The sequence below is a fragment of the Nitrosopumilus sp. genome, assembly GCA_029862745.1.
Classification (GTDB): domain Archaea; phylum Thermoproteota; class Nitrososphaeria; order Nitrososphaerales; family Nitrosopumilaceae; genus Nitrosopumilus.
This window is the reverse complement of the sequence record JAOTWS010000016.1, coordinates 1-17,090: the sequence shown is the minus strand read 5'-3', so window position 1 is coordinate 17,090 and position 17,090 is coordinate 1. Positions and strand designations below refer to the sequence as shown.

Genomic DNA, 17,090 nt, shown 5'->3' with positions numbered 1-17,090 from the left:
ATTGAATCATATTCAGGAAAGTTATCATCAAACCATTTCTTGTATGATGGCTCGTTGTTGTATCTGTCAACATAACTTTGTGGATCTTTTGTTTTATCTACAAATGCTGCAATTTCTACCTCTTTTGGTTCTACTATAGGTGTAGGTTTTACTTCATTTGAAACTTCATTTACTGTAATAGTAATTGTATTTCTAGTTGACTGTCCATCTTTTTTTGCAACCACATCCATGGTGTATGTTTTCCCTCCATCAGAAAATGTTGGAGTCCATGAAAACATGCCTGTGTTTGATATTATTTTAGCACCTGCTGGTGGATTATTCTCTAAACTAAACACCACATCTTTTACTGAACTATCTACTAACTTGACTGTAAAAGAAAGTAACTTTCCCTCATCTATAGATAATTTACCTATTGGACTAATCTGAATGTTTGTTGATCTTGGTGTTACCGAGAATTCATTTGTTGTATCACTTATTCCTATAGCATTAATTGCCGAAATCCTGTAAGTATATTTTGAATTTGTTGTAACATTTGTATGCGAATATGAGTTCGCTACACTTTTTGTATCTGCAACTAAGGTAGTAAATGAATTAGCATCATCTTTTTTTACTTCAATTTTGTATCCAGTAATTGGAGAATTACCATCTTCTACTGGTGGACTCCATGATAAATTTATTTGAGTTGGTGACACAACTGTTGCAGTGAATTTTATTGGTGGTGAAGGCTTTGTTACTTGACCTGTATTTGATGTGATTGGATCATTAATTATATTTACAGAATCTGATCTTGGAGTCGCCGATGCTGACTTTGACTCAGAAGTTGATCCATACCCAATTTTTGCACTAACTGCATACGTGTATGTCTTGTCAGTTATTAATTCTGATACTGTGAAAGTTGTTGTTTTACCATTTGTATTGCCAACTGTATCATAAACACCTGGAATTACTTCTCGTTTAATATCATAACCACTAATTGTCTGACCAAAAGTTTCTGATGGTGGCATCCATGAGAGCTTTATTTGGTTTGGTGAAATCGCAGTTGCAGTCAATGCAGTAGGTGCTGTAGTATGCTGTGGCTGTACAGAAATGCTTGATGATGCTGTACCTGTTCCTTGTGAATTAATTGAATAAATGCGATAAGCATATGTTTCATTAGACTGCAGTCCTTGATGAATAAATGATGTCGCTTTACTCCCTGTGTTTTCAATAACTGTAATATAATTACCTGAACCAATCCTATATTCTATTTTATATCCTGTGATTGCAGGTGCGTTTTGTGCCATTACTGGTTCTTCCCAGGAAATCATCACTGAAGTAGGTGAAATTGGTGATGCTTTTGGATTTTTAGGTGAATTTGGAATAAGTACTGTTGGTTCTGAATTTAGATCAAAAACTTGTATTCTGTCATTGTCTGAATCTGCAATAAACAATAAATCATTTATTTCATCAATTGCAATCCCAATAGGTGTATCAAATTGTCCATTACCCTTACCAGATGAACCGAATTTTTCCTTAAAACATATCCCATTAATTATTTTTTCTGTTCCACTTGTACAGGTTGTTACATTAATTATTTTAAAAACTTGTATTCTGTCATTGTTTGAGTCTGCAACATATAACAAATCATTTATTTCATCAAATGCTAATCCTGCTGGTTCATCGAATTGCCCATTGTCAGTACCAGATGAACCAAATTTTTTCACAAAACACACACCATCTACTACTTTCTCTGTTCCACTTGGACATGTTGTTCCTGTAACTAACTCAAAAACTATGATTCGATCATTACCCGAATCTGAGACATAGAGTATTTTATTTGAATTGTCAATTATCATGTTTGTTGGATTTCTAAAATCATCATTTCCACTAAACGAATCAAATTTAAATTTGAAATTTCCTACAGAATCAAATACTGAAATTGAATCGCTTTCAATGTTTGAAACAAAAATATTTCTTGTACTGTCATCAATTACAATTCCTTTAGCTGATCCTAGATAATTGTTATCTGCACTGTTTGATGATCCAAATTTTGATTGGAATTCACCATCATCATCGAATATCTGAACTCTTTTGTTAAATTCATCTACAACAAAAAACTTTCCTGATGTGTCTCTTGCAATACTGATTGGATTGTTAAACTGCCCATCACCAATACTGTCTGCTCCATCTGCATTATCATTACAATTTTGAATTGATGTTATGTTACAAAATACTCCATATTGAAAATTATAATCCCCGTCATCGTCAAATACAACAATCCTGTTATTGTTATTGTCTACAACATAGATGTTTTTTCCATTTTTATCTACGACTACATCTGTAGGATTATCAAATTCATCGTTTCCAGTTCCTGTTGAACCAAATTTAAAGGCTAATTCAGGTTGTGCATATGCTAACTGAATTGATGCAATACAAATCATAAATAATATGCCAAAAATTATTTTTCTTTTCAATGTTTGATTGCTCAAATATGAATTTAATAAATCAAATAATAAATTTCACTACTCATTTGATCAATTGTGGTTTACAAATGTACGATTTTATCTAGATTTTGACATATTTTCTAGTCTTAATAATGACTATTGCGGGTACTGCGCCATACATTCCAATATTCATTAAAATCACTCCAATTCCATACCCTAATACTTCAGAATCTGATTCTGCATGAGACATTATGGATAATGATAATAATAATGGCGTAATTCCAATCTTTACTATCTCTTTGAATAATGGATTCTTCCTTTCCATATCTGCAATGTGTGGTGAGAATGAATAGTAGAATTGGTTAAAACCAGTCATAAATGAAACGCCATACTCTGTTTCCATTAATTGATTATCACGAATTTCTCTGAGTAATTGTACTTGTGGTGCCATCTCTGAGCCATATGTTGCAGTTGCAATCAGACAACCTCCGCCCTCAGCTTTATTATCTATGATTACACATACTCCATCTACAAGATCCGTTCCTTCACCACATTCTCCAATTACAGATTCTTTAATTACAGGCTCATCTACTCCAACTGCTTCATAAATTGTAATGTCAGGATATGTTTTATCAAACCAATCTTTGTATGATGGCTCGTTGTTGTATCTGTCAATGTAGTACTGTGGATCTTTTGTTTTATCTACAAATGCTGCAATTTCTACCTCTTTTGATTCCTCTAATCCAACTGCCTGGTAAATTGAATCATATTCAGGAAAGTTATCATCAAACCATTTCTTGTATGATGGCTCGTTGTTGTATCTGTCAACATAACTTTGTGGATCTTTTGTTTTATCTACAAATGCTGCAATTTCTACCTCTTTTGATTCCTCTAATCCAACTGCCTGGTAAATTGAATCATATTCAGGAAAGTTATCATCAAACCATTTCTTGTATGATGGCTCGTTGTTGTATCTGTCAACATAACTTTGTGGATCTTTTGTTTTATCTACAAATGCTGCAATTTCTACCTCTTTTGGTTCTACTATAGGTGTAGGTTCAGGTTCTTTAACTTGTTTAGGTTCTTTAACTGGTTCTTCATATGCTTTCTTTACAGTAATTGTAATGTTTTCTTTATCCTCTTGACTTCCCTTGTTAACTATTATATCAAAACTATAGTGTACATCCTGAATATTTCCATGTGATTTTGTTGGAGTCCAAACAAATTTCCCAGTACTAGAATCAATGGTAGCGCCTGATGGTGCATTACGCAAACTAAAAACTGCATCTTTAATTGAACTATCAATAAGACTAGCTGTAAATGTAATTGTTTTTCCAACTTCTACTGTCTTGTCTGAAATTGTATTGAGTCCTAATACATAATCAGGTACTTCAAATATCTTTTTTCCGTCGTATTCAATCTTTATTGTGAAACCCTCGTCCTCTTTTTGTTCATCGATAAATGCTGTTGCATTATAGATTCCTTTATTGTCAAAGAAATTTGAAACCGGTCTTGGAATTGCTGAAAAATCTAAATCTCGTGAAGGATCAGATAGCATTCCTTTGTAATTACCTCCTGCATCACGAATTATGATATAAACAACATTTTCCCCGTCTTGAGTTCCAATAAGTGTAAAGTTTTCCTCATTAATGTAAAAATTTTTTTCTAATTTCATAGATGTCACATCTCCATATACTGGCACAATCATTAATAGAAATAATGAAAAAATTATAAATCCTGTTAATTTTTTATACACACACATGTTTTTCATACTTTGCTTTTAAAAAACACGTATAATTTCTTCTTGTATCTTGCAAAGAATTATTCACCAAACTCACAAATCAAGCAAAAATCTCATATATACTTGATCATTTTCTCTAATTTCCATATCATGAAATGTTGGAGCTTTAATCTCTACTTTGAAATTATGTTTTTTTAAGTCTAGTGTCTCACCATATGCTTTTGCATAAATCTTATACATTCCATTTTTTTCAATATTAAGTTCTATTCTTTTTATCGCAAAACCTTCAGTAATCAAAAGAAATGGAATTTCCTCAAGCCAACTAAAGAGAAGATAATACAAATCCTTTCCCTGAGCAGAAAATTCTTTCTGATCTTTTTCTTCCACTTTATCTTGATCAAGTGTTAGATTGATTTCTGCATTAGCTGCTACTAAAAATGCTTCTTTGAGGTTTTTTGCAGTAACCTCAATTATTGCATCCGTTGTGTGATCTACAAATTTGTAACTCAATTGTATTTTTTACAGTTTTTCTGATTATTAATTTAGATGATATTACACTATTTTTTAGTTCATTTCAATCATGATCTCATGTAATGTCAAAATGTGAAATCCTTAACATATAATTTTCATTTTACATAATTTTATAAAAATGACTTGTGAACTCCATTATTTTAAAATTATAGATATTACTAAATGTTTATTATGAAAGCTGCCTATTTTGATGGAACAAAAATAATTTTTGATAAAAATTATCTTGAAAAAAAGTCTGATGAAGCATTAGTTAGAGTAAGGTTGGCGGGAATTTGTGGAACCGATTTGGAAATTCTACAAGGTTATATGAAATATGATGGAGTCTTAGGTCATGAGTTTGTAGGAATTGTTGAAAAATCTCACAATTCTGCATTAATTGGAAAAAGGGTTGTAGGTGAGATTAATACTGGATGTGACAAATGTAGTTTTTGTGAAAAAGGAATGCAGCGACATTGTCCGAATAGAACTGTACTTGGTATTTTAAAACGAGATGGAGCATTTGCTGAATTTCTTTCACTACCTGAGAAAAACCTTCATGTAATTCCTGATTCAATTACTGATGAACAGGCTGTATTTATCGAACCTCTTGCTGCTGCTTTTGAGATTAAAGAACAAATATCTTTAGAACGTGATTGGAGAATTGCAATAGTTGGTGATGGAAAACTCGCTCAGTTGATTATTCAGGTTTTAAAATTATCATGTTTTAATATTACATGTTTTGGTAGACACAAGAATAAACTACAAAATTTGGTAAATAATGGAATAAAAATAAAACTTGGAATAGAACCTTCTGACAAACAATCTTTTGATTTAGTCGTAGAAGCAACTGGAAACAATTCTGGTTTTTTAGACACTATGCAATTGATAAAGCCTCGTGGAATTGTAGTCTTAAAATCAACCATTGCAGCAAGAGAGAATCTAGATTTGACCCCCATTGTAGTTAATGAAATCACTTTAATTGGTTCTCGTTGTGGTTTATTCAAACCTGCAATTGATGCACTTGTTACTGGAATTGTCTCAGTTGATTCTATGATTGATTCTACTTTTCCTTTGGAGAAATTTTCTGAAGCAATAGAATATGCAAAAAAGCCAGACACACTGAAGGTTTTTCTTAAACCATAACTTTAGAATTAAACTTGTTATTTTATCCAATTTACTCGTAAGGTAATTTAGGAAGATCTCATTGTCAGAAGCAAATGGAACTATTTGATTCTCTTCTAATGTGGATTTCACAATTTCTAGGTGAGCATCTCTACGAAGGGATATTTTTAGCAGCTTTACTTGAGACTATAGTTCCACCGATCCCAACTTTGATAGTATTTCCAACAGCTGGATTTCTAGCATACCAACAAGGGATTTCTTTGATTGGACTAATTCCAATGATTATTCTTGGAGCAATTGGTGCTACTCTTGGAACTTCTATAATCTATCTTATTGCATTAAAATTTGGACGAGTAGTTCTGCTTCGTTATTTGCAACATGTCAAAGTATCTGAAAAAAAATTACGACGTGTTGAGATCTGGTTTGAAAAGTATGGAGACAAGGCAGTATTTTTAGGAAGAATGGTTCCCGTAATGAGAGAGATGATTTCAGTTCCAGCTGGATTATTAAAAATGAGAATTCCAAAATTTGTATCTTATACATTTGCAGGTTCTTGTATTTGGTCTGCTGGAACTATTCTATCTGGATATTATTTTGGTGAGGCCATAGGATTTGGTACTAGCATAACCCCACAATTGCCTTAAACATTAAAAAATAATATTTAAAATCTTATCTTTTTGATTTATATGATTTAGAGTATTTGATATTGATATAGTTTAACAATTTCTATCTCTAAAAATTATCTAGTGTCTTTTGTTTTCCCATATCAATTCTTTTATTCAAAGATACATTCTCAAATAATTTGCCATAGCAGGACCAAGCCCTTCAAAGTGATTGTTAGTCATTAACATTGCTAGTGAGATATCTTTAATTTATTCTAGTTTACTTGTAACTTTTTCAATTAACTCTTCCTTGTTTTTTGATATCTTATCAAAACCTAATTCTAGAATTGAACCATCTCAAATCAACCTTACATAAAGATAATTTGTTGTAATATGCATTAGGTTGTTAACACCTACAATCTCATTCTATACAAAATAATGCTTGTTTTGTTTAAGAAACATAATATCTTCATCTGTAAATTAAGATTCATGTCTTCTCTTAATTGAATATACAAAATTTTCTGGTAACAATTCAAGGAGATCTGTTAATCTTGATTGCTTCTTCAAGTGATAATGATGGGGACAACTGTAATACTAATACTGAGATCTTTTCATTAATTGGAGAAAGTGATGATAAAAATGAAAAAACTTCTACATTTACACTATCCAACATTTTTTCATGTGTAATTATTTATGGAAATTTAGCTATAAATCTAAAATACCTTGTTGTAGCTATACTCTATTTTCTAACAGTCTCTTGAGTAAAAATTTTGTAAAGTGTAGAATTTATTTCTGTAATGTCAAAAATCTGTGAATGATATTTGAGCCATTCAGAACTTTTTAGATTTTTTGGATAAAATACCCCTGGAGTTATCAAGGATGCTCAGCCTGTACAACCTATTTTTAGATTCATAGTATTTTGTATATTTCTTTAAAATTTTGAAAGCTGACTATTCGCGGTTTAATCTTTACACAGTTCTGCGGGTATGCTCAAACCGGTAAACAATCACCAGCATTTAGACAATTGGATATTGTGTCAGCTTTCCATAGTACTATACGCAGAACTAAAATAAAAAGTAGATCATTATTTTCATCTAGTGATAATTAAACATGATCGTAGATTAAATGATACACAATTTCCTAATTTTGAAAAAACATTGGAACTTAAGACCAACAGCAGTTAGTTAGTTAGTTGTTTGGTGACAGCTCCAACTACATGTAATTTTAATTAGTATTTAGGAAATACTGATAATTTCTACGTATCTATGTTATTTCTAAATCTGGTGAAATTCAAAACTAAATACTGATAATTTATTCTCGAAGTTTATATCAAAATTAAATATAATTAATTCATGTTTCGCCTAAAAAAGAAAAAAGAATTTGTATTCATTTACATTCCACGTATTCAAGTACCTCAAAACTAGGTGTGATAAAAATAAAAATCTCAATTAATTCAAATTATCATTACTTGAAAAAATCCAAGATAATTTAATATGATGTTTCGTATGTACTAAGAAAATGTCAAGAAGAGTTACAATTATGCTTGAAGATGATTTGGTAAAAAAACTTAGATTGAAACAATCAAAAATGCTTCAAGAAACAAACGACACTATTAGCTTCTCACATGTAATAAATGAGACATTACGAACTTGCTTAAAGATAAAGTAATTTTTTCTTAGAATTTTAAATTTTGATAAATCCGTTATTAATCATCCATTGAATATTTTTTACAAACTCGTCGTCTGATAATAATTTCTGACTCCATAATTCAGCATTTTTTCGTAACCATGATGGTAAATTTTGCTCAAAATCTTCTTCTGATAATATACCGTTTGGCATGGTGATGATTCTATGTTTTATGAGGTATTCTAGACCTAATGCAAACTCGTCATCTGAGATTTGTGTTAGAGACCACCACTTTACATTTTTTCTTACCCAATCTGGAATCTTTGAGGTTTGTTCTACAAAATTTTTACCATCTTGAGTTCTGCATTGTCTTGGGTATGATTCTGTAATTGGATTTCCAGCAGATACACAATTCTCAAAATTGTCTATTTCGTTATATGATGGAACAATTCGAAGAATTCTATCATCTGTTACATCTGGCGAGCCACGTCCGTCTTGATTACTAGTAAGAATATATAGAAATCCATCTGGTCCTGTTGCAACGTCTCGAAGCCGTCCAAATTCACCTTGAAATAATTTCTCATGTGAAACCACTGTCTTATTTTCTAAATCAAAATTTATCATGTGCAAGTGATTTCCCCTCAATGTTGCAACAAAATATTTACCAGTCCATTGTGGAATTTTATCTTCATAATAAAATTTAGCTCCTGATGGTGCCCAAGTATCATCACCCGAGTGAAGAATTGGGTTTTGCAATCCTTCTGCAGTTTCATCACCAATGATATCAGGCCAACCATAATTTGCGCCGGGAGTAATCATGTTAACTTCATCATGAGCTACCCCTCTCCAACCAGACGGACCATGTTCAGTTGCAACAAGATTTCCTGCACTATCCCAGTCTATACCTTGTGGATTTCTATGTCCTAGTGAATATACCGGAGAGTTTTTCCATGGATTGTCTCTTGGTATTGTTCCATCAGAATTAATTCTTAGAATCTTTCCTCCCAATGAATTAGGATCTTGTGCTAATCCTGGGTTTCCCGCGTCACCTGTTGTAATGTAAAGTTTCCAATCTGGCCCAAATTTTATTCTCCCACCATCATGGAAAGGTCCTCCTGGAATACCGTCAAGTAATATCTTATCTTCAATTACTTGTTCATCTAATAGTTGGTAACGAACTAATTTGTTTGTAGTTGATAAAAAGTTACTATTGGTATAATACAGATAAATGTACTTGTTTTCAACATAATTTGGATCTACAGCCATACCTAATAATCCTCCTTCTACTCCTCCAACATCAATTGACAACAATGGCTTTTCAAGTAACTTCCCTTCTTCTATAATTCTGAGATTACCGTTTCTTTCAGTAAACAGTATTATTTTATCTGAAATCCAATCAATACTCCATGGAATGACTAGATTCTCAGCTACCGTTTCTACACTTACTCCATACTCTGGATAATCTTGTGCATATGCTACTGGAAAAATATACAATAAAATGATAAAATATATTTTCCTCATCATCATATGTATATTCTTTTTACAATTAATGTTGATTGTTTATGCGATAAAAAAACGAGGAATGCTGAAAGACCTTTAGATGCCATCATCTTTTTCCTGCCTTCCTTTTTCCTATCTGCCTGCCTCCTCAAAGCATATTCTTCAAATTTCGGCTGGTATGATAGTCCTCGTTATTTCTATACTGTGAATATAGAATTTAAACTAATCTCACTTTAATCTTAACATTTATTTATAATTTTAATCAAAATTAATACAAACATAAATATTCATAATACTGTCTGCATTTTATTCTGTGAGCTTTTTTGCTCTTTGAAATACTGCAGACCACTGACTCCAAGTAAGTCTGCCTGTCTGTGTATTTTGTTTTGAAGGATGATATGATGTGAGAATTTTGACTTTATCATATTCGAATAATTTATTGTGTCCAAATTTTTCTGATTTTCTTTGATATAATTTACATGCTGCATCATATGCAATTTTTCCAAGACACAAAACGGTTGTAATATTTTTTAGTATTTCTTTTTCTTGCTCTAAATATTCAAAACAAGTATGCATCTCTTCCTTCAATGGTTTATTTTGAGGTGGTGCACATCTTACTGCTGCAGTAATATATGCATTTTTCAACACTAAACCATCATTTATGCTCTGGCTAGTTGGAATTGAAGCAAATCCATGTTTGTACATTACTTTTGCAAGCCAATCACCTGATGAATCCCCTGTGAACATTCTACCTGTTCTGTTTCCTCCATGAGCTGCCGGTGCCAACCCTACAATTAGTAATTTAGCATTTATATCGCCAAATCCTGATAATGGTTTACCATAATATTTTTCTTCTTTGAATCGTTTAACTTTGTTTTTTGCAACATCTCTTATGTAGACTGATAATCTTGGACATTTTTTGCAAGATGCAATTTTTTTATTTAGTGATTCAATCTGTTTCAACTATTTTGTTATGTATGATGACAATAATACTTTTTTCTAAATAAGTTTCTATAAATAATAAGTCTATGTTTCAATATCTGTTTGAATAGTATGTTGCTATTCATCATTGTAGTTTGTCTTGTCCAATTTATTTCATAATTTTTATTCAAAATTTTAGATTTAACAAAATATGCATTCAAAAACTGCCTGCTATATCCCTATTCAGATTAATTGGAATTGATTTAACTCACCTATGATTTTACTACGTACCAAAAATTATTACCGGTATTGATGTTGGAGTAGTAGTATTAGTAGTAGTAGTATTAGTAGTAGTAGTAGTAGTATTAGTAGTATTAGTAGTATTAGTAGTAGTAGTGTATAGGGAAGACTATAGTCTTGTAATGAAAATACCAAATGGTGTTCCGTATGTCTCAAAGCAGATACTTTACTTAAGATGTTAGGTATGATAATTGCAGTTCTTGTTAACTAATTTCCCTTTTTTATTTTTAGCAATTTTTATAAATTATAGCTAATTAATTTTTGCAACAAGTGTACTCTTTGTTAACTAGTTATATAATGAATAATTAAATTCTAAATTTATCAGACAATAATGATCTTTCACGATGAAGAATTAAGCAATAATGAATTTTTTGATGCACTTAAAAAATTACTAGGCACTAAAGATGCTGAATTAATGAGACTAGAATATGAAATGACTGACTAGAAAAAATTACGTACAAATATCAAAATCTATATCCTAACGCAGCTAAGGTAAAATCACTTTCAAAGATACCACCTGATTTCATTTACTCGAAAGATACTTAGATATTTACACACTAAATTCAACATGGATGATCCCATTGAAATCAATTCAGTGTATTGGGATGAGGATACAAAATCATGGAAGTATAAGATGGTTAAAGTTGACAAATATTATGGATTTGTACAATGCCAATATTGTCACCAACCAATATCCCATAATATCAAAACTGATGGAAAATTCCAAGTAGTATATGTAAAATGTAGATGCTCTAGAAGCTAAACTTTTTTCAAATGATTACTGTATGCTATATTTCAAAAAATTACTAGTTGTCACTAGTTAAGTATTAAGATCAATTTTAAATATCATTTTTACATATAGGTGATGACGAGAAACCGTTATCCTGCGTAGTAGAATAATTGGTTGGAAGACACATCATGTTAGGTTAACGTCCTATAACTAGTGTTTTCCTTGCATCTCGTTATTTAAAAAATTCAACTCTATAGAATACGTAGGTATTCATAATTTGCAAACTCTATACCTAATACAATTTACTTTATGATAATATTGTGAAATTGTATGATTTTGATATCATTGAGTTTTATGATGATGACAATTATAACTTTGATTAGTTCCTAGATTTTTTAATTAAATTATATTTTACCTGTATTCATCACCACAATCTCCAATAGCATTAAACAAATCATTGGATCTTGCAGTAATTTCATCTATTAACGAAATATCATCCGAGTCTAACTTTACCTCAAAGACTTTAGCGTTATCTTCAATGTGATTTGTAATTCCTAGTCTTGTTCCGATGATAGTACCTGCAACCTGTGGTTTATCTAAAATAAATCTAGTTGCAATATTTGCAATACTGCATTGATATTTTTTTGCAATATTATCTAAGACATACAATAATTCTTGGAATAATTTCCATCCGCCCCAAATATCTATCATGTTTTTGTATTTTTGTAGACTAGATGTAGTTAATTCTCCTCTATTTGGTTCATCTGTTCCTAGATATTTCTCTGAGAAAAATCCACCCAGTAATGTACCATACGTTAGAATCTTTATTCCATGTTTTGCAAAAAATGGTATCATTAATTTTTGTGGTCTTTGATCTAAAATAGAGTATTGAACCTGGTTTGATACAATTCTAAAACCATTATCAATAATTATTCTAACCCGTTCAGTATCAAAGTTCGTTAGTCCAAGATGTTTAATTTTATGCTCATTTTGTAATTTTGATAAATGATGTAATATGTCGATATAGTTTGTATCATTGTAATCCCACCAATGAAATTGTAGTAAATCGATACAATCTGTATCCATTTTTTTCAGTGATTGGTCTATGTAGTGAGTAACAATATTTTTATTCATTGGACCTGGATTAGGAACAAATTTGGTTAATGCTTGAAATTTTCCCTCATTACCCATCTTTTCCCTAAATTTACCTATTAGTAATTCTGCCGGACCGTAAATGTCTGCAAGATCCCATGTTGTATATCCACGTTTTTGATATAGTTCCATATCCTTAACTGCTAATTCATGATCAATTTGACCATGGCCTCCTGCAACCTGCCACATTCCGTTTAAAATTCTGGAAATCTCCAAGTCTTCCGCAAGAATAATCTTTTCTATTGATGGATGTAAATTATCATCTTTTATTTTTTCAGACAAGCACTTTACAAAGTCGACTTAGTGTATAAATTTTCAGTGATATTTGGAAATTTTTAAACATTGTATATGAGAAATTCTTTTCCCACATCCTTAATTTTATTGAATTGATTAAAATTACGTGGATAAAAAGATTAAAGAAAAGATTCAATCTGTCATTGTTGAAACGTTTTAACATATGGAGTACTAATTACAAGACAACTTCAACATAAAACGGAACAAATACGTTTTGACGAAAAATCATTCTTTATTGGAATGTTGTATCTAAAAATTACAGACAATCTCGAAGAAAAGAATATCCATATCAGAATAAAATTTGACTCTTGAAATAATTGTCAAAATCTGAGAATCAATTGCATGTTTAATGAATTATATGAAAAGTATGTGTAATTTTTAAAAATCTCTATCTCTTACACTAACAGAAATATCTAAATCATAACTATCTAAGAGGTAATTATCATGGAACTTCCTCGTGGAATGAAAGATTTTGATGGTCAAGAAAATACAAACATTGAACATATTAGGTATCACTTTAAACAATTATCCAATTTGTATGGGTTCTCATTTATGGATCCATCTCCAATCGAATTACTTTCAACTCTAGAGACTAAATCAGGTCCAGGAATTAGAGATGAAATTTACTATTTCAAAGATAAAGGAAACCGAGAAGTTGCACTGCGATTTGACTTTACAATGGGATTGACAAGATATGTGGCATCCCAAAAATCAATGAAACTTCCAGCAAAAATATCCGCATTTGGTGGAGTATTCAGATATGATGAACCACAAAAAGGGAGATACCGATATTTCCACCAGTGGGATATTGAGATATATGGTAAACTTAGTCTTGAATCAGAATCTGAAATAATAGAAATAACATCTCGTCTTTTTGATTCTCTTTTACTCAAAGATATAATAATTGACATTAATCACAGAAATCTTGTAGAGTCATACATTAACAAAGTTTTCAACTCTAAAGATCCAATTCTAGTGTCTGATATTTTACGAGTCATAGATAAGATTACAAAAAAATCCAAAGATGAAATTTTGAAAGAATTCCGATCAAAGGGATATGAATCAGAAAAATTAGAAAAGATTTTAGAGTTTTCACAAATCAAAGGTTCAATTAAAGAAGTTGAAAAATTATTTGATACTTCACAACTACAATCATGGGATGAGTTAAAACAAGTAATTGATTCACTGGAAAACAGAGGCGTCTCAAATGTTAGGATTAATTTTGGTATTGTACGCGGACTTGATTATTACTCTGGCATAGTTTTTGAGGTATTTGATAAAAACTCCACTTTGGGTGCTTTGGCAGGTGGAGGAAGATATGACACACTAACAAAAGCTTTCAACAGAGAAGATATTGGAGCCACTGGAGTTGCAGGAGGAGTGGAGAGAATTATCCTTACAATGCAAGAACAAAACATAATTCCTGAAATATCACAAAAACGGGTTGCAGTATTATACATTAATGAGGATATGCAAAAAGTAGCACATTCAATTGCATCTTTGCTAAGGCTAAACAACATCTCAACTGATATTGACTTGGCTGGACGTACCATGAAAAAACAGATGGAGATTGCAAATAATGCACGATTCTCAATTATAGTTGGGCCTCAAGAACTAGAACAAGGAAATGTTGTTCTCAAAGATATGGTTAATGGAACAGAAGGAACTATTTCTATAGAAAAACTCACAGAGGATCCAAAATCAATTCTTAATTTAGAAACGCTCTAGTTAACATCATTATTTCAGGACCTGTAGTTAGTGAGCCGACAACTATGTTGTGGTTATTTACAAGAATACCTGATGAAACATATGGAATACCATTGTTAATTGTACTATGCTCAATTTTTACGCCTAGAATATTTGCTATTATCTTCATATCCTCCTCATCAGCTTCTGGATGGATTATTGCACCTGTAGTGTTTGTAGCAAGCATAACTCCTGTTTGATTAAACCCTGAAATTTTTTTCTGAATTACCTCAACTCCTAGTACATCCGAGATTGTCTTACATGATTCTTTAGATAGCCACGGAGATACAACTGCGCCTTTATCATTTACACATATTACATTTCCAAGTGCATTAAATTTTGTATCAAGAATACCTATTTCCAAATCAGTCTCTTTTTTCAAATAATCATATTCATTTTGATATGCAGTAGTTGGCAATAAGATTCCCTTGTTATTCATCACACATAATGCACCAATTAATCTGGTATTTGCAATTGAGGTATAATGAATATCAACATCAAGATATTTTGCAAGATTCTCTGCTTTTGTTTTAGCAAATCCCATTGGAACTAAAATTATACTATCATTTACTTTGATGTAAACACCAAGATTTGGACCTCTATACACATCATACTTAATAATATCCATATCAGGAGTATTGATCGTTCAACATTATGAACGTAAGGGAATTTTTATACCTAATTTGATCTTATATTTGTAAATCTTCTACTATTGTATCATCTAGCTTTAAATAATAACTCCAAGAAATTTGTAATATGCCAATAGCAGAAAATTTTCCTGAAGGTCTAAAACCAATTGGAAAAATTAACCTAAGTGATGGAAATTTCCATATTATGTGGGGTCCAGGTAAAAAGACAAACACCGATGGATCACCAGCTGAAGCGTCTTTAGATGCAGATGTTGTAGCAGCATATACTGCAAGAGGAGAAGAACAAGTTCCTCTTGGTGTAAGTGGTACAATGGTTGCAGTCGATTGGGACTCATGTGTTGCAGATGGTGCCTGTATTGAGGCATGTCCTGTACAAGTATTCCAATGGTACAGAACTGAAAAAGATATTCCAGCAAAAGATGTTGTTGGTCAAACTTTTCAAGGAACTGGTAAGGATGTAAAAGATGAACGTAAAGATCTAACTGACAAGGCCGATCCAATCCGAGAACATGATTGTATTTGGTGTATGGCATGTGTATCAGTTTGTCCTCCTCAAGCAATCAAAGTTGATCAATCAAACGTTGAGAAACACGAAAGCGCAGCAAAATCTTTGTAAGATTTTAAATTTCTTATAACTAGAAATTTTTCTTTTCTCTTATTTTTTATACCATCACATTTAGTCTAAACTAATTATATCTAGCTTTAAATAATATTCTGGAGTAACGTGATTATGGCAGAACTAGTAATACCAGAAGACTTTTGTCAAACTGATAAACCAGTAGGAAAGACAAGTCATGCAGATGGCGAGAATTTTCACTGGATCTGGGGCAAAGGAAATCCAAATGGTGCAGCATTCTCAAATGAAGATGTGAAGGCAGCTTATGAAGCTAGAGGAGAAAAACAAGTTCCTCTTGGAATTCATGGAACAACCGTCGCAGTAGATTGGGATTCATGTGTTGCTGCTGGTGCATGTATGAGTGTATGTCCAGTTCAAACATTCCAATGGTTCAGGACTGAAAAAGATATTCCTGCAGAAAAATGCTTAGGAGAAACTTTTGAGGGTACTGGAAAAACAGAACAAGATGAAAGATTAGATTATACAGACAAATCACAACCAATCAGAGAACATGATTGTACTGTTTGTATGGCATGTCAAGAAATTTGTCCTGAAGGAGCTATTCGAATTGAATCAGCTAACCAAGAATGGCACGAGAAAGCAGCCGGCACTTATGTTCAAATGAGTGGTGGCGGTGGCCCACACGCACACGATTAAAGAAATTTTTTCTTTTTCCTTATTTTTCTAATTTATATCAACAAATTTTAGTTACTATTATCCAAGAATTTTTGCAGAGGTCGCCTAGCTCGGTAGGGCGCGGGCCTTGAGAGCCTGTGTGAGCAATCACGCGGGGGTTCAAATCCCTCTCTCTGCGTTTCTCTTGTTATTGATAACGCGCAATGAACAAAATTTGCTGTTTAAAACAAATTGGAGATTATAGGATCATGACAGTAATAGTAGATATCCACAATGCAAAAAAGAGGACCGAACGTGCCAAAATAAATCTTCAAAAAAAATTCTCAGGTGACAATGCCAAAATTGTTTGCAAGTTTATGGATAGACTACGATTGGATAACAAGTCATATGGAAGGATTGCAGCCATGATATTGGCAGTTGCAATAATATCTGTAATTGCAGTTTCTGCAAGGTCAAGACTTAGCATCATGCCAAGAATCTAGACAAATCATTTCTTTTTTTCTTTTTAATACTTAATTTAA

General features: G+C 31.9%; 14 protein-coding genes and 1 tRNA gene. 7 read left to right on the top strand and 8 right to left on the bottom strand.

Features of this window, described 5'->3' with window-relative positions:
* The 3 genes from OEM44_10765 to OEM44_10755 all read right to left on the bottom strand — a co-directional run.
* Window positions 1-2,453, bottom strand: a 2,453-nt coding sequence (locus tag OEM44_10765) for a fibronectin type III domain-containing protein (protein ID MDH3517271.1), incomplete at its 3' end; no start/stop codon positions are given.
* Between the two features lie 91 nt (window positions 2,454-2,544).
* Entirely contained in the window at window positions 2,545-4,098 is a 1,554-nt protein-coding gene (locus OEM44_10760; protein ID MDH3517270.1) for an Ig domain-containing protein, read from the bottom strand.
* A 159-nt stretch (window positions 4,099-4,257) separates the two neighbouring features.
* Complete coding sequence (locus tag OEM44_10755; protein ID MDH3517269.1) at window positions 4,258-4,674, bottom strand: archease; 417 nt, start codon at window positions 4,672-4,674, stop codon at window positions 4,258-4,260.
* Window positions 4,675-4,866: 192 nt separating this feature from the next.
* Here OEM44_10755 and OEM44_10750 point away from each other — a divergent pair, with 192 nt between their 5' ends.
* The gene (locus OEM44_10750) at window positions 4,867-5,817 is read left to right on the top strand and encodes an alcohol dehydrogenase catalytic domain-containing protein (protein MDH3517268.1); all 951 of its coding nucleotides are present in this window, start codon (window positions 4,867-4,869) and stop codon (window positions 5,815-5,817) included.
* 74 nt (window positions 5,818-5,891) lie between these two features.
* A complete protein-coding gene (locus OEM44_10745; protein MDH3517267.1) occupies window positions 5,892-6,440 on the top strand; it encodes a DedA family protein in 549 nt (182 codons plus the stop codon).
* A gap of 697 nt (window positions 6,441-7,137) precedes the next feature.
* On the opposite strand, the gene OEM44_10740 is transcribed toward OEM44_10745, so the two are convergent.
* From OEM44_10740 to OEM44_10725, 4 genes are all read right to left on the bottom strand, one after another.
* Complete coding sequence (locus OEM44_10740; protein ID MDH3517266.1) at window positions 7,138-7,275, bottom strand: DUF72 domain-containing protein; 138 nt, start codon at window positions 7,273-7,275, stop codon at window positions 7,138-7,140.
* Window positions 7,276-8,081: 806 nt separating this feature from the next.
* A complete protein-coding gene (locus OEM44_10735) occupies window positions 8,082-9,545 on the bottom strand; it encodes a PQQ-dependent sugar dehydrogenase (GenBank protein MDH3517265.1) in 1,464 nt (487 codons plus the stop codon).
* Window positions 9,546-9,830: 285 nt separating this feature from the next.
* Window positions 9,831-10,487: a uracil-DNA glycosylase gene (locus OEM44_10730; GenBank protein ID MDH3517264.1), complete on the bottom strand. Its 657-nt coding sequence runs from the start codon at window positions 10,485-10,487 to the stop codon at window positions 9,831-9,833.
* Between the two features lie 1,399 nt (window positions 10,488-11,886).
* A complete protein-coding gene (locus tag OEM44_10725) occupies window positions 11,887-12,909 on the bottom strand; it encodes an aldo/keto reductase (GenBank protein MDH3517263.1) in 1,023 nt (340 codons plus the stop codon).
* Window positions 12,910-13,365: 456 nt separating this feature from the next.
* On the opposite strand from OEM44_10725, the gene hisS reads away from it, so the two are divergent.
* Window positions 13,366-14,649, top strand: a complete 1,284-nt coding sequence (hisS, locus tag OEM44_10720) for a histidine--tRNA ligase (protein ID MDH3517262.1) — start codon at window positions 13,366-13,368, stop codon at window positions 14,647-14,649.
* On the opposite strand, the gene OEM44_10715 is transcribed toward hisS, so the two are convergent.
* Window positions 14,630-15,295 (bottom strand): translation initiation factor IF-6, encoded by a 666-nt coding sequence (locus OEM44_10715; GenBank protein MDH3517261.1) that lies wholly within the window; start codon window positions 15,293-15,295, stop codon window positions 14,630-14,632. The two genes, hisS and OEM44_10715, sit on opposite strands and share 20 nt — an antisense overlap.
* A 128-nt stretch (window positions 15,296-15,423) precedes the next feature.
* Here OEM44_10715 and OEM44_10710 point away from each other — a divergent pair, with 128 nt between their 5' ends.
* The 4 genes from OEM44_10710 (at window position 15,424) to OEM44_10695 (ending at window position 17,051) form a co-directional block, all read left to right on the top strand.
* On the top strand, window positions 15,424-15,933 hold the full coding sequence (locus tag OEM44_10710; protein ID MDH3517260.1) for a ferredoxin family protein: 510 nt from the start codon (window positions 15,424-15,426) through the stop codon (window positions 15,931-15,933).
* A 114-nt stretch (window positions 15,934-16,047) separates the two neighbouring features.
* Window positions 16,048-16,590: a ferredoxin family protein gene (locus OEM44_10705; GenBank protein MDH3517259.1), complete on the top strand. Its 543-nt coding sequence runs from the start codon at window positions 16,048-16,050 to the stop codon at window positions 16,588-16,590.
* A 73-nt stretch (window positions 16,591-16,663) separates the two neighbouring features.
* Window positions 16,664-16,747: transfer RNA gene (locus OEM44_10700), tRNA-Ser, on the top strand.
* A gap of 70 nt (window positions 16,748-16,817) precedes the next feature.
* The gene (locus OEM44_10695) at window positions 16,818-17,051 is read left to right on the top strand and encodes a hypothetical protein (protein ID MDH3517258.1); all 234 of its coding nucleotides are present in this window, start codon (window positions 16,818-16,820) and stop codon (window positions 17,049-17,051) included.
* The last annotated feature ends 39 nt before the right edge of the window (window positions 17,052-17,090 follow it).